We start from the raw sequence: 12,828 nt of genomic DNA, 5'->3' as shown, positions 1-12,828 counted from the left end.
AGGTTTTGAGGGGCGCAGGGCGGTGATGATCGCCATGCGCCCTTTTTGCATATCAGGCGGAAGGGCGGACCATTGAGCCTCGATTCTCCGAAGGAGGCCGCGATCGAGCTTGTCGGCATCGACAAGAAATTCGGTACGGTACACGCGAACAAGAATATCAATCTGACGGTCGCCAAAGGCTCGATCCACGGTATCATCGGGGAAAACGGCGCCGGCAAATCGACCCTGATGTCGATCCTCTACGGCTTCTACCAGGCCGATCATGGGGAGATCCGCATTTCGGGAAAGCCGGTGACCATCCGGGATAGCCAGGCAGCGATCGCCGTTGGCATCGGCATGGTGCATCAGCACTTCATGCTGGTCGAGAATTTCACCGTGCTCGAAAACGTCATGCTCGGCGCCGAAGGCGGCCAGCTCCTCGCCAAGGGCGTTGCGAGCGCCCGCAAGGAGCTGAAGCGGCTGGAGGACGACTACGGCCTCGAGGTCGATCCGGATGGGATCATCGAGGAACTGCCGGTCGGCAGCCAGCAGCGCGTCGAAATTTTGAAGGCGCTTTATCGCGGCGCCGATATCCTCATCCTCGATGAACCGACGGGGGTGCTGACCCCGCCGGAGGCCGACCACCTCTTCAAGGTCCTGCGCGTGCTGCGCGATCAGGGCAAGACGATCATCCTCATCACGCACAAGCTGCGCGAGATCATGGCAATCACCGACACGGTGTCCGTCATGCGCCGCGGCGAAATGGTCGCGACCCGCAAGACCGCCGAAACGACCGTCGAAGAGCTCGCCGAGCTGATGGTCGGCCGCCGCGTCCTGCTGCACGTCGAAAAGGGGGCGGCCAATCCGGGAGCGGTTCTGATGTCGGTCAGGAACCTGACCGTCAAGGACAGCCGCGGGGTCACCATGGTCGACGACGTCTCCTTCGACGTGCGCGCCGGCGAGATCGTCGGCATCGCCGGCGTCGCCGGCAACGGCCAGTCGGAGCTTCTGGAAGCGATCGCCGGCATCCGCAAGCCGTCGTCCGGCGAGATCTTCATCGATGGCAAGCCCGTCGCCGGTGTCGATCCGGCGGGCCTGCGCGATCTCGGTCTTGCGCATATCCCGGAAGACCGCCACCACATGGGCCTGGTCCTGAAATTCGAGGAATACGAAAACTCGATCCTCGGTTATCACCGCGATCCCAGATACGGCCGCGGCCCGTTCCTCGACCTCGATGCGATGCGCAAGGATGCCGAGGAAAAGATCGCGAAATACGATATCCGCCCGCCGAACCCGCGGCTGCGGACCGCCAATTTCTCCGGCGGCAACCAGCAGAAGATCGTCGTGGCGCGCGAAATCGAGCGCGATCCGAAAATGCTGATCATCGGTCAGCCGACCCGCGGCGTCGATATCGGAGCGATCGAATTCATCCACAAGCGGATCATCGAGATGCGCGATGCCGGCAAGGCGGTACTGCTGGTCTCGGTGGAGCTCGACGAGATCCGTTCGCTCTCCGACCGCATCCTGGTGATGTTTGCCGGCAAGATCGTCGGCGAAAAGTCGGGCGAGGCGGGCGAACAGACGCTGGGTCTGATGATGGCCGGTATCGCCGCATGACGCTTTCAGCAATGACCCATCCGGAGCATGGAATGATTGAACTTTCGGCGGCAGCACGGCGGACGAGGGCAGGGGCATGAGCACCGCATCCGTTCCGCTTCCCGCCTGGATCAATTACGGCCTCATTCCGCTGCTCAATCTCATCCTGGCATTCTTCTTTTCCGGTCTGGTCGTGTGGGCGATCGGCGAAAGCCCGTTCGAGGCGCTGCAATTGCTGCTGGTCGGCGCACTCGGCCGTGGCGAGGGCATCGGTTTCACGCTGTTCTACACGACGAGCTTCATCTTCACCGGTCTTTCGGTGGCGGTCGCGATCCATGCCGGCCTGTTCAACATCGGTTCGGAAGGCCAGGCCTATCTCGGTGGTCTCGGCGCAGCGCTCGTGGCGCTCGCCATGGACAGTTATGTGCCGTGGTATGTGACCATGCCGTTCGCTGTCATCGGCGCCGCGCTGTTCGGCGCGGCCTGCGCCGCCATTCCCGCCTGGCTGCAGGCCAAGCGGGGCAGCCATATCGTCATCACCACCATCATGTTCAATTTCATCGTCTCGTCGCTGATGAACTACATGCTGGTGCGCCTGCTGATCGTGCCGGGCAAGATGGCGCCGGAAACCCGCACCTTCCTGCCCGGCGGCCAGCTCCCCAAGCTCGACTGGCTGATCGCCATGTTCGGCGGCAAGATCGGCGCAGCCCCGTTCAACTTCTCCTTCCTGATTGCGCTGGTCATGTGCTTTCTGGTCTGGGTGCTGATCTGGCGCACGAAGCTTGGGTATGAAATGCGCACGCTCGGCATCAGCCCGACGGCCGCCAGTTACGCCGGCATCCGCTATTCCAGGATCGTCATGATCACCATGCTGATCTCCGGCGGCCTTGCCGGCATGATGGCGCTCAACCCGGTGATGGGCGCCTCCGCCCGCCTGCAGATCGAATTCGTCGGGGGCGCCGGTTTCGTCGGCATCGCCGTCTCGCTGATGGGCCGCAATCATCCGGCCGGCATCATCCTGGCAGCGCTGCTCTTCGGCATTCTCTATCAGGGCGGGGCTGAACTCTCTTTCGACATGCCGGGCATCACGCGCGACATGATCGTCGTCATCCAAGGCATGGTGATCCTGTTCGCCGGTGCGCTGGAATATATGCTGCGCCCGTCCATCGTCCGGCTCTACCAGCAGCTCACCGGGAAGTAGGCTCATGGATTATTTCGATATTTTCATCAGCATCCTCGGTTCGGCGGTCCGCCTTTCGATCCCGCTCCTGTTCACGGCGCTTGCCGGCCTCTTTTCGGAACGCGCCGGCATTTTCGATATCGGCCTGGAAGGCAAGATGCTGGCGTCCGCCTTCGCGGCAGCCTGTGTTGCCTATTGGACCGGAAATGCCTGGTTCGGCCTGCTCGGCGGCATCGGCGTGTCCATCGTGTTTTCGTTCGTGCACGGCTTTGCCTCGATCACCAATCGCGGCAACCAGATCGTCTCCGGCGTGGCGCTGAACTTCGTGGCTGCCGGTCTGACGATCGTGCTCGGCCAGGCCTGGTTCAGGCAGGGCGGACGCACGGGGCAGGTTCCGCCCGAAGGCCGCTTCTCGTCCATCGTCCTGCCGGGCGCCGACATGATGCGCGACGTGCCGATCATCGGCCCGCTTTATGCCAACGTGATCTCCGGCAACAACATCCTCACCTACATCGCCTTCCTGATGGTGCCGATCTCCTGGTGGGTTCTCTATCGCACCCGCTTCGGGCTGCGCCTGCGCGCCGTCGGTGAAAATCCGGGCGCGGTGGATACCGCCGGCATTTCGGTTGCCTGGATGCGTTATCGCTCGCTGATCGTCGCCGGGTTCCTCTGTGGTTTCGCAGGCACCTATCTGTCGATCGCCCAGTCGGCCGCTTTCATCAACAACATGTCGGCCGGCAAGGGTTATATCGCGCTCGCGGCGCTGATCTTCGCCAAGTGGAAGCCGGTGCCGGTTATGCTCGCCTGCCTGCTCTTCGGGTTCCTCGATGCGTTCGCGAACTTCATGCAGGGCAAATCGATGCCGCTGATCGGCGAAGTGCCGGTACAGATCTTCCAGGCGCTGCCCTATATCCTCACCTGCGTATTGCTTGCCGGGTTCATCGGCACCGCTCGCCCGCCGAAGGCCGGCGGCGTGCCCTATACCAAGGAGCGCTGATCAGATGTCTCACGACCTTTTCGAAGCCGCCCGCGATGCGATGGCCAAGGCTCATGCCCCCTATTCCAAATTCCCGGTGGGTGTGGCGATCCGCGCCGATGACGGCCAGGTCTATCTCGGCGCCAATATCGAGAACATCTCCTTCCCTCAAGGGTGGTGCGCCGAGCCGACGGCGATCGGCGCGATGATCATGGGCGGGGGAAAGAAGATCGTCGAACTGGCGGTGATCGCCGAAAAGCTGGCGCTCTGCTCGCCCTGCGGCGGCTGCCGGCAAAAGATCGCCGAGTTCGCCTCCGCCGATACGCGCATCTATCTCTGCGACGATCTCGGCGTGCAGAAGACCGTCACCATGGCGGAACTCCTGCCTTTTGCTTTCGAAACCGACGTGATCGGCTGAGGAGGCAGGCATGAAGGACGTGATCGATCTGCTCGTCGAGCGCCTGGACGGCCTGATGCCGCGCCACGCGATCGTGCTGGGCTCCGGCCTCGGCTCGCTGGTGAATGAGGTGACGCAGGCCGTCCGCATCCCCTATGGCGCGCTGGAGGGCTTTCCGGTGAGCGGCGTCACCGGCCATGCGGGTGAGATCGTCGCCGGTTATCTCGGAGCCCAGCCGGTCATCATGCTCTCCGGACGTGCCCATTATTACGAGCACGGCGATGCCAAGGTGATGCGCTTTCCGATCGAGGTGATGAAGGGCCTCGGCGTCCAGTCGCTGATCCTGACGAACTCGGCAGGCTCCCTCAGGGAGGATATGCCGCCGGGCTCGGTGATGCAGATTTCCGACCACATCAACTATTCCGGCATGAACCCGCTGATCGGCGAGGAAGGTGACGGGCGTTTTGTCGGCATGACCACCGCCTATGACGCAGACCTTGCGCTCGACATGCGCAATGCGGCGATCCGTTGCGGTATTCCGCTGTTTTCCGGGGTCTACATGTGGTTCTCCGGACCGAGCTTCGAGACGCCGGCGGAAATCCGCATGGCGCGAACCCTCGGTGCCGATGCGGTCGGCATGTCGACTGTGCCGGAAGTCATCCTGGCACGTTATTTCGGGCTCAAGGTCGCGGCCGCGTCGGTCATCACGAATTTCGGCGCAGGCATGACCGGTGCGGAGCTCAGCCACGCGGAAACCAAGGACATGGCCCCCGTCGGCGGGCAGCGCCTGGCGGCCATCCTGAAAGAAATGTTGGCCTGATTGCACGATATATTTCAATCGGATACGTCTCGTGGGACCATGTGTCGCCCGGGTGCGGCTTGCATCTAATCGTTTGAACGATAAATATGGGCGAGCCGCTTGACCCGGAAGTCGAACAGATTTCGACGGGACCTGCGTCGCCTTTGAATTTACCGCGTCCCCGGCGCGCCACAGGCGCACGGTGCGGTAAGCAAGCCGGGGAGGCATTCGACATGGAACTCTTGAGCCCGCGCGAGGCGGCAGCCTTCGCGCTATCGCTTCTCGACCTGACGAACCTGCGCGAGGACTGCGACAACGCCGCGATCGAAAACCTGTGCCTGCGGGCGCAGACGCCCTATGGCAATACGGCGGCAATCTGCATCTGGCCGCGTTTCGTCGCCCATGCCCGCCAGATTTTGGGCCCTGAACATCCGGTCCGCATTGCGACCGTCGTGAATTTTCCGTCGGGCGATCTGGCGGTCGCGACCGTGATCGAAGAGACGCGGCAGGCGATCGAAGACGGCGCCGACGAGATCGACATGGTCATTCCCTATCGCAAGCTGCTCGCGGGCGACGAGGCGGCGGTGACCGAAATGGTCGAAGCTGTCCGCGCAGCCTGCCCCGATGCCTGCATGAAGGTGATCCTGGAGACGGGTGAGCTCAAGGACAGCGCGCTGATCCGTCGCGCTTCCGAACTGGCGATCGCCGCCGGCGCCGATTTCATCAAGACCTCGACCGGCAAGGTCGCCGTCAATGCGACGCTCGAGGCCGCCGACACCATGCTGCAGGCGATCCGGGATTCGAAGAAGCGGGTCGGATTCAAGCCCGCCGGCGGGATATCGACCGTTGCAGACGCCGATCTCTACTTCCGGCTTGCCGAAACGATCATGGCCCCCAACTGGATCATGCCCTCCACTTTCCGTTTCGGCGCATCCAGCCTGCTTGACGATATTCTCGGCGTGCTGAGCGGCGGTACCACCGTCCGCGCATCAAGCGGCTACTGACAGGATGATCCCGCAGGAAATCATCCGCCGCAAACGCGACGGAAAGGTTCTCGCCGGCGAAGAGATCGCGGCCTTCATTGCGGCCCTGACAAGCGAGGAAATCTCCGAGGGACAGGCGGCCGCATTTGCCATGGCTGTCTTCTTTCGGGGCATGTCCCGTGATGAGACGGTGGCACTCACTCTCGCCATGCGCGATTCCGGGACAGTGCTGAATTGGGACGGTCTTGGCCGGCCGGTGGCGGACAAACATTCGACAGGCGGCGTGGGCGACAATGTCTCGCTGATGCTCGCCCCGATCGTGGCGGCCTGCGGCCTTGCGGTTCCGATGATTTCCGGCCGCGGGCTTGGTCATACCGGCGGCACGCTCGACAAGCTGCAGTCGATTCCAGGTTACAACGTGATGCCGGATGAGACATTGTTCCGGAAGGTCGTCGACGAGGTCGGCTGTGCCATTATCGGACAGACGAGCGATCTCGCCCCCGCCGACCGCCGGCTCTACGGCATCCGCGACGTGACGGCCACCGTCGAATCCGTACCGTTGATCACCGCCTCCATCCTCTCCAAGAAGCTCGCGGCCGGGCTCGGCAGCCTCGTGCTCGACGTGAAGGTCGGCAACGGCGCCTTCATGGAAAGTGCGGACGAGGCGGAGACGCTTGCCCGCTCGCTGGTCGAGGTGGCGAACGGTGCCGGCGTCAAGACTGCGGCACTCATCACCGACATGAACCAGCCGCTCGCCGATGCGGCCGGTAATGCGCTCGAAATCGTCAACTGTCTCGATTTCCTCGCGGGGCTTAAGGCCGGCACGCGGCTGGAAACCGTCGTCCTGGCGGAGGCGGCGGAAATGCTGGTTCAGGCAGGCGTTGCGAGCGATCCGGGACAGGCCGAGGAAACCGCGCGGATGGCGCTGGCATCAGGCGAAGCGATGGAGCGTTTCGCCCGCATGGTCCATGCGCTCGGCGGACCAGCGGATTTCTGCGAACGGCCGGATGTCTATCTGCAGCGCGCGCCCGTGCGGTTGCGCGTGCCGGCGCCGCGCGATGGATACCTAGCCGCCTGCGAGAACCCGCGCCCTCGGCCTTGCCGTGGTCGAACTCGGTGGAGGCCGTAAACGCGCGGCGGATCCGATCGATCATCGCGTCGGTATCAACGAGCTGCTGCCCCTCGGGAGCCAGGTGTCGGAAGGCGAGCCGATCGCCATGGTGCATGCGGCAAGCCGTGAAGATGCCGAGCGGATTGCCGGGGATATCGCGCGGTTCTATACGGTCTCAGACGTTCCGCCCGCAGCCACGCCGGTCATCTTGAAGCGTATCGGCTGCTGATCACTGGATCAGCTTCAGGTTCCCGCCTTCCACCTGGAAGGATTTCAGCTTCTTGAGAAAGCTCATGCCGACGAGGGTGCCGGTCAGCGCCTTGTCGCGCAGCACGAACGCGTCGACGTCCTTGACCCGCACGCCGCCGATCTCGACCCGGTCGAGGACCACATGCGCCGCCTCGGTGCCGCCATTGGCGGTATTGACCGTGTAGCGGAAGTCCAGGCCGTTGGCGCTGTAGCCCAGCTTGCGCGCCGTGCTCTCGTTGATCGCCACCAGCGACGCGCCGGTATCGACGAGGCCATCGACGGGTTTGCCGTTCATTCGGAACGTGCCGTTGAAATGCCCGCGGCCATCCGCTTCCAGCGTCACGCTGCCGGACGTCACAGAAACCGGCATGGCCTTTGCCGGCGCCTCGACCCCGACAGTCGCCGCCGACGGATGATCGGCACGCTGGATCAGTGCGGGGATCTGTGTCGCCAGCAGCGCCGTAACGGCTGCAAAAATGACGGTGCGCAGAAGCATGAACAACCCTCTCGGCATGAACCGGACATCCGCTTCCTGCATAACCGACAAACCATAAGAAAACGGCCCGCGAAATCTCCGCAGGCCGTTCATTTCAAAGCTTGGTAAGCGAACTCTAAATTACTTACTTCGTACCGTACATGCGGTCGCCGGCGTCGCCTAGACCGGGCACGATATAGCCCTTCTCGTTGAGATGGCTGTCGATCGAGGCCGTGTAGATCCTCACGTCCGGATGCGCCGCGTGGAAGTTTGCGATGCCATCGGGGGCCGCCAGCAGGCAGAGGAAGCGGATATTGTGCGCACCGCGTTCCTTGAGCTTGTCCACGGCGGCGATCGAGGAATTTCCGGTCGCCAGCATCGGGTCGACGACGATGATCAGCCGTTCGGCGATATCTTCCGGCGCCTTGAAGTAATATTCGACTGGCTGCAGCGTCTCGTGGTCGCGATAGACGCCGATATGCGAGACGCGGGCCGAAGGCACCAGTTCCAGCATTCCTTCGAGAAGCCCGTTGCCGGCGCGCAGGATCGACGCGAAGACCAGCTTCTTGCCCTCGACGACCGGCGCCTGCATTTCGACGAGCGGCGTCTCGATGGTTTCCATGGTCAGTTCGAGGTCGCGTGTCACCTCGTAGCAGAGCAGCATCGAGATTTCCCGGAGCAGCCGCCGGAACCCCGCCGTCGAGGTTTCCTTCTTGCGCATGATCGTCAGCTTGTGCTGCACCAGCGGATGATCGATGACAGTGACGCCGTCCATGAGCTTCCCCTTTTCTGTTTGCCTGTTTCTTCTTTCAGGAAAAAGGCCGGTTCCGCAACCCGTCAGGCGCGCCTGGCCGCCTCATCCCCAGCCTCTGGCCCGCTCTGCGCGTCGAACCGGGCGATCAGCTTCGCTCTTGTTTCTTCATCCACGAAGGCAGCCTCGATCGCGGTGCGCGTCATCTCATCGATCTCGTCATCCGGCATCCCCATGATCGCCGAAGCGATATCGTATTCGCGGGCGAGCGAGGTGTGGAAGAAGGGAGGGTCGTCGGAATTGATGCAGACCCGCACGCCGGCGGCCTTGAGGCGCTTCAGCGGGTGGCTGTCGAAATCCGGAAACACGTTCAGCGCGATGTTCGAGCCGGGGCAGACCTCCAGCACGGTGCCGAGCTCGGCAAGCCGTTCCACCAGTGCCGGATCCTCGATCGCCCGCACGCCATGGCCGATCCGGGAAGGCTTCACCAGATTGAGTGCATCGGAGACGCTGAAGGCACCGCAGACCTCGCCGGCATGAATGGTGAGCCCGAGCCCCGCATCGCGGGCGATATCGAAGGCGCGCGCATAGTCTGCGACGCGGCCCATGCGTTCCTCGCCGGCCATGTTGAAGCCGGTCACCAGTGGGTTTTTCGCACGGGCGGCGTATTCGGCGGCCGAGACCACCCGGTCCGGGCCGAAATGCCGTTCGCCGGTGACGATGATCCGCGCTTCGATGCCGGTCTTTTCTCGTGCAGCATGGATGCCGTCGCAGATGCCGGCGAGATAGGCATCCGCCCCGAGCCCGATCCGGTCTCCGTGGTCGGGCGAGACGATGATCTCGCTGTAGATCGTGTTGGCGGCGGCGAGTTCCAGAAGATAGGTCTCGGTGAGCAGCGCGTAGTCGCCGGCGGTTTTGAACAGGGAGGCGACCGCATCGTAGCAGACGATGAATTCGGAAAAATCCGACCAGACATAGGCGCCGTCGCGCAGCACCTTGCTCGCATCGATGCCGTATTTCTCCGCCTGAAGCGCCGCCAGCGCTGGCGGTGTGGCGCCTTCGATATGGCAATGGATCTCGGCCTTGAGGAGGTGGCTGGTCAAAGGAAGCTCCATCCGTTGGGCCCAAGCGGGATCGAGAGATGCGCGGCAATGGTTTCCGCAATGTCCGCGTAGGTTGACCTGATCCCGATCGAGCGGGAGCGGATGCCCGGCCCGAACGCCATGACCGGCACCCGCTCGCGGGTGTGGTCGGTGCCGCGCCAGGTCGGGTCGCAGCCATGATCGGCGGTGAGAATGACGAGATCGCCGGGTTTGAGCCGCCGGTGGACGTCCGGCAAGGAGCGGTCGAAGGCTTCCAGCGCCGCGGCATAACCCGGCACGTCGCGGCGATGGCCGTAGAGCATGTCGAAATCGACGAAATTGGTGAAGACGAGATCCCCCAGCGCCGCCTCGTCCATGGCGGCGAGTGTCGCCTCCATCAGCGCCGCATTGCCGTTCGCCTTGATGACGCGTGAAACACCCTGATGCGCAAAGATGTCGCCGATCTTGCCGATCGCATGCACCGACCGGCCGCCCCGGATCAGCCGGTCAAGCAATGTCGGCTCCGGCGGCGGTACGGAGAAGTCGCGGCGATTGCCGGTGCGCTGGAACGTCTCTGCCGTTTCGCCGAGGAAGGGTCGCGCGATCACCCGGCCGATATTCATCGGATCGAGCAGCACCCGCACGGTTTCGCAGAGCCTGAGCAGCCGGTCGAGCCCGAAATGGGTCTCGTGGGCGGCAATCTGGAAGACGGAATCCGTCGACGTGTAGCAGATCGGCTTTCCGGTGCGGATATGTTCTTCCCCGAGCAGGGCGATGATTTCCGTGCCGGATGCGTGGCAGTTGCCGAGAATGCCTGCGATGTCGCCTTCGCGGCAGATGGCGTCCACAAGCTCGGGAGAGAATGCCTCGCCTTCGGTCGGGAAATAACCCCAGTCGAACATCACGGGCGTCCCGGCGATTTCCCAATGGCCGGACGGCGTGTCCTTGCCCCGGGAAATTTCGTTGGCCGCGCCGTGCAGGCCGAAGATCCGCTCCGGCATCGGCATGCCGGCGGGATAGTCGCCGCTGGCAAGTTTGGCGATTTCCAGAAGCCCGAGCGACGACATGTTCGGCAGATGCAGCGGACCCTCCCTCAGGCCCGCCCGATCGCCGACGCCGGCCGCGCAGAACTCCGCGATATGTCCGAGCGTGTTGGAACCCAGATCGCCATACTCATCGGCATCCGGGGCGCCGCCCACGCCGAATGAATCAAGAACGAACAGGAAGGCACGCGCCATCGGTCACCCGGAAGTTTGAATATTGTCAGCCGACTGTTCTGCTGGCCGGCCCGAATCGGGATTCATATAGCCGTGGGGCGTATTAGCAAAGGGGGATAACGTCCGATGCGCTTCAGCAATTGGTGCAGTTGACACTGTCTCCGAGGCGTTGGCGGTAGAAATATTCCCGTGCAATGGTGAGGTCCCGCACCTCACTCGGCAGGAGGCCGGGCATGAACATCAGGAGTTCATGGTGAACTGAGACTTCCGCCCGGACGAGGAAGGAATTGGCGATATGCATATCGGCCGGCACCTGAACCGCAGAGCCGATCACATACGGCCTGCCATTCTTGTCGTCCCATGACCAGGCAACGGTCGGACTGCCGGTAGCATCGAGTGCCACCCCTGTGACCTTGATGCTGAGCGTGTTGGGCGTATACGGCGCAAAAAGACTTGCGGTCACATCCTTCATCGTCATCAGGATCGTCTTGTCGACGCTCGTTTCCCGGGTCACCAGATCGGCGATGGTGCTGGCGCTGTGCGTCACCCGCTTGGAGACGCTGAGGCCGATGGTGATCTCGAAGGACGTGATATAGAGGCTGAGAAGGAGCGGCGCGATCAGGGCGAACTCCACGGCTCCGACGCCGCGGCTGTCAGCCACCAGCTGCTTGAGGCGGATCAACAGGCCAGAATATCGCGTCCGCGGCGGGCGATTTTGTTCTTCCATCACGGATAGTCCTCGGCTCGGAAGGCGGATGTCTCGACGATCAGGAAATAATTCGGACGTCCGCCGCCCTCAGGCCGCACATTGGTGATGTAAGGCCGGATCAGATCGGTGATGACGTCCCAGCGGTAATAGGCGCGCAGCATGTTGATACTTTTGGCGGGGCCTGGCGCATAGGTGAAGGAAGATGTGTCAAGCTCGCCGAAAGCACTGCCGGAGGTCGAACGCGGAATTGTCGTCGGGATCAGAGCAAAGCTGGCGAACGAGCGGACGTCGAGCAGGAGTTTATCCGGCGTCGTTATCTCCTCCTCGCTGCACTTGATAATGATCGATATTTCTTCGCAGAAGGCGCGGCGGAATTCTGTTTCGTTCTTGTCCGTGCCGCGATTGAGCCCATAGGTGATGTTGCCGGTCCTGAGCTTGCGCGCCATCGTATCGACGGCATTGGCGACAAGCTGCTCGCCCGTATAGGCGATGAAGGTTTCGACGATCGCAAAGACGATCAGGAAATAGGGAATGGCCAGCAATGCGAATTCGATTGCGGCTGCACCGTCCTTGGAGCGGGCAATCCGCCGCCACGCGCCCTTGGATCTTACGGGCATCGGCGCCCTGGTTCTGGTATCGTCATAATCCTGGCACATGGTTTCCGTCCGACAGCCCGGCTTGAGCGTGCCGATCCTATGGCTGGATTATTGAGATTCCGTTGCAGCGATTGTCCGCAGTTTAACCACCTGTCCCCGATCAGGGCGTAGCGGTGTTCTTGAACTCGGCGTGTTGCTCGCAATTGGGGGTGCAGGAGAGGATGGAACGTTCGGTTTGCCGGAAGACGCGCACCGTGTTTCCTTCGTCGATGGAAACGAGGACGCGTTCGTCGGCAATCGCATTGCCCTCCGCGTCCAGCAGCACGAGATTGGTCGTGCCGAAGCTGCGGCCGGTCAGGACAATCGTGGTCGAATCCGCAACGGTGGCATCGGTAGGCCACGTTCGAGTTGCCGACGATGACCTTGCTGACCGGCCTGTCGAGTTTCAGCACGCGCGCGTGATTCATGAATACGCGCAGAAGGTCTCCCTGATCCTGCGCTGCCGATTGCCCTGCGCCCGCGAAGACGACACCGCAAATGGCGAGGAGTCGGACCATGACGCTACGGAACAACATTGGATGGCCTTCAGGTGAGATTGTTATCTGCGCAAGGATGGCCGCGATTGGTGAATGAAGCGTTAAGCGGCACAGAAGGCCGTTCTTGCTCTCGTCTTAACGATTGCCGATTGGCCGGCATTGCAACTCACAGAAGCAAATTTCAGATTTTCT

At 62.5% G+C, this 12,828-nt stretch carries 12 protein-coding genes and 2 pseudogenes; 7 read left to right on the top strand and 7 right to left on the bottom strand.

Features of this window, described 5'->3' with window-relative positions:
- Nucleotides 1-72 precede the first annotated feature (72 nt).
- The 7 genes and pseudogenes from ACZ9EJ_RS17280 to deoA all read left to right on the top strand — a co-directional run bounded on the left by ACZ9EJ_RS17280 (nt 73) and on the right by deoA (nt 7,250).
- The gene (locus ACZ9EJ_RS17280) at nt 73-1,596 is read left to right on the top strand and encodes an ABC transporter ATP-binding protein (protein ID WP_046639672.1); all 1,524 of its coding nucleotides are present in this window, start codon (nt 73-75) and stop codon (nt 1,594-1,596) included.
- Between the two features lie 76 nt (nt 1,597-1,672).
- A complete protein-coding gene (locus ACZ9EJ_RS17275; protein WP_046634006.1) occupies nt 1,673-2,776 on the top strand; it encodes an ABC transporter permease in 1,104 nt (367 codons plus the stop codon).
- A 4-nt stretch (nt 2,777-2,780) separates the two neighbouring features.
- A complete protein-coding gene (locus ACZ9EJ_RS17270) occupies nt 2,781-3,752 on the top strand; it encodes an ABC transporter permease (RefSeq protein ID WP_046634004.1) in 972 nt (323 codons plus the stop codon).
- 4 nt (nt 3,753-3,756) lie between these two features.
- Nucleotides 3,757-4,149 (top strand): cytidine deaminase, encoded by a 393-nt coding sequence (locus ACZ9EJ_RS17265; RefSeq protein ID WP_046639673.1) that lies wholly within the window; start codon nt 3,757-3,759, stop codon nt 4,147-4,149.
- A gap of 10 nt (nt 4,150-4,159) precedes the next feature.
- Entirely contained in the window at nt 4,160-4,948 is a 789-nt protein-coding gene (locus tag ACZ9EJ_RS17260) for a purine-nucleoside phosphorylase (RefSeq protein ID WP_046639674.1), read from the top strand.
- Between the two features lie 212 nt (nt 4,949-5,160).
- Nucleotides 5,161-5,931, top strand: coding sequence for a deoxyribose-phosphate aldolase (gene deoC / locus ACZ9EJ_RS17255; protein ID WP_046639675.1), 771 nt, complete (start codon nt 5,161-5,163; stop codon nt 5,929-5,931).
- A 4-nt stretch (nt 5,932-5,935) separates the two neighbouring features.
- Nucleotides 5,936-7,250 (top strand): annotated as a pseudogene (gene deoA / locus ACZ9EJ_RS17250) (thymidine phosphorylase).
- On the opposite strand, the gene ACZ9EJ_RS17245 reads toward deoA, so the two are convergent.
- The 7 genes and pseudogenes from ACZ9EJ_RS17245 to ACZ9EJ_RS17215 all read right to left on the bottom strand — a co-directional run bounded on the left by ACZ9EJ_RS17245 (nt 7,251) and on the right by ACZ9EJ_RS17215 (nt 12,657).
- Nucleotides 7,251-7,784 carry a TIGR02281 family clan AA aspartic protease gene (locus ACZ9EJ_RS17245; protein ID WP_046634180.1) on the bottom strand — a complete coding sequence of 178 codons (534 nt, stop codon included), beginning with the start codon at nt 7,782-7,784 and terminating at the stop codon, nt 7,251-7,253.
- Nucleotides 7,785-7,890: 106 nt separating this feature from the next.
- The gene (gene upp / locus ACZ9EJ_RS17240; RefSeq protein WP_046639677.1) at nt 7,891-8,520 is read right to left on the bottom strand and encodes a uracil phosphoribosyltransferase; all 630 of its coding nucleotides are present in this window, start codon (nt 8,518-8,520) and stop codon (nt 7,891-7,893) included.
- 62 nt (nt 8,521-8,582) lie between these two features.
- On the bottom strand, nt 8,583-9,599 hold the full coding sequence (locus tag ACZ9EJ_RS17235) for an adenosine deaminase (RefSeq protein ID WP_046639831.1): 1,017 nt from the start codon (nt 9,597-9,599) through the stop codon (nt 8,583-8,585).
- On the bottom strand, nt 9,596-10,816 hold the full coding sequence (locus ACZ9EJ_RS17230; RefSeq protein WP_046639678.1) for a phosphopentomutase: 1,221 nt from the start codon (nt 10,814-10,816) through the stop codon (nt 9,596-9,598). The genes ACZ9EJ_RS17235 and ACZ9EJ_RS17230 overlap by 4 nt, the downstream gene beginning before the upstream one ends.
- A gap of 112 nt (nt 10,817-10,928) precedes the next feature.
- Nucleotides 10,929-11,522 (bottom strand): TadE/TadG family type IV pilus assembly protein, encoded by a 594-nt coding sequence (locus ACZ9EJ_RS17225; RefSeq protein WP_046639679.1) that lies wholly within the window; start codon nt 11,520-11,522, stop codon nt 10,929-10,931.
- Nucleotides 11,522-12,160 (bottom strand): TadE/TadG family type IV pilus assembly protein, encoded by a 639-nt coding sequence (locus ACZ9EJ_RS17220; protein WP_052764551.1) that lies wholly within the window; start codon nt 12,158-12,160, stop codon nt 11,522-11,524. The genes ACZ9EJ_RS17225 and ACZ9EJ_RS17220 overlap by 1 nt, the downstream gene beginning before the upstream one ends.
- A 100-nt stretch (nt 12,161-12,260) precedes the next feature.
- Nucleotides 12,261-12,657 (bottom strand): annotated as a pseudogene (locus ACZ9EJ_RS17215) (pilus assembly protein N-terminal domain-containing protein).
- Nucleotides 12,658-12,828: the final 171 nt, after the last annotated feature.

The organism is Neorhizobium sp. USDA 3394 (genome assembly GCF_056280385.1).
Note: the sequence above shows the minus strand (reverse complement) of the source record. Positions and strands in the feature narration are given on the sequence as shown.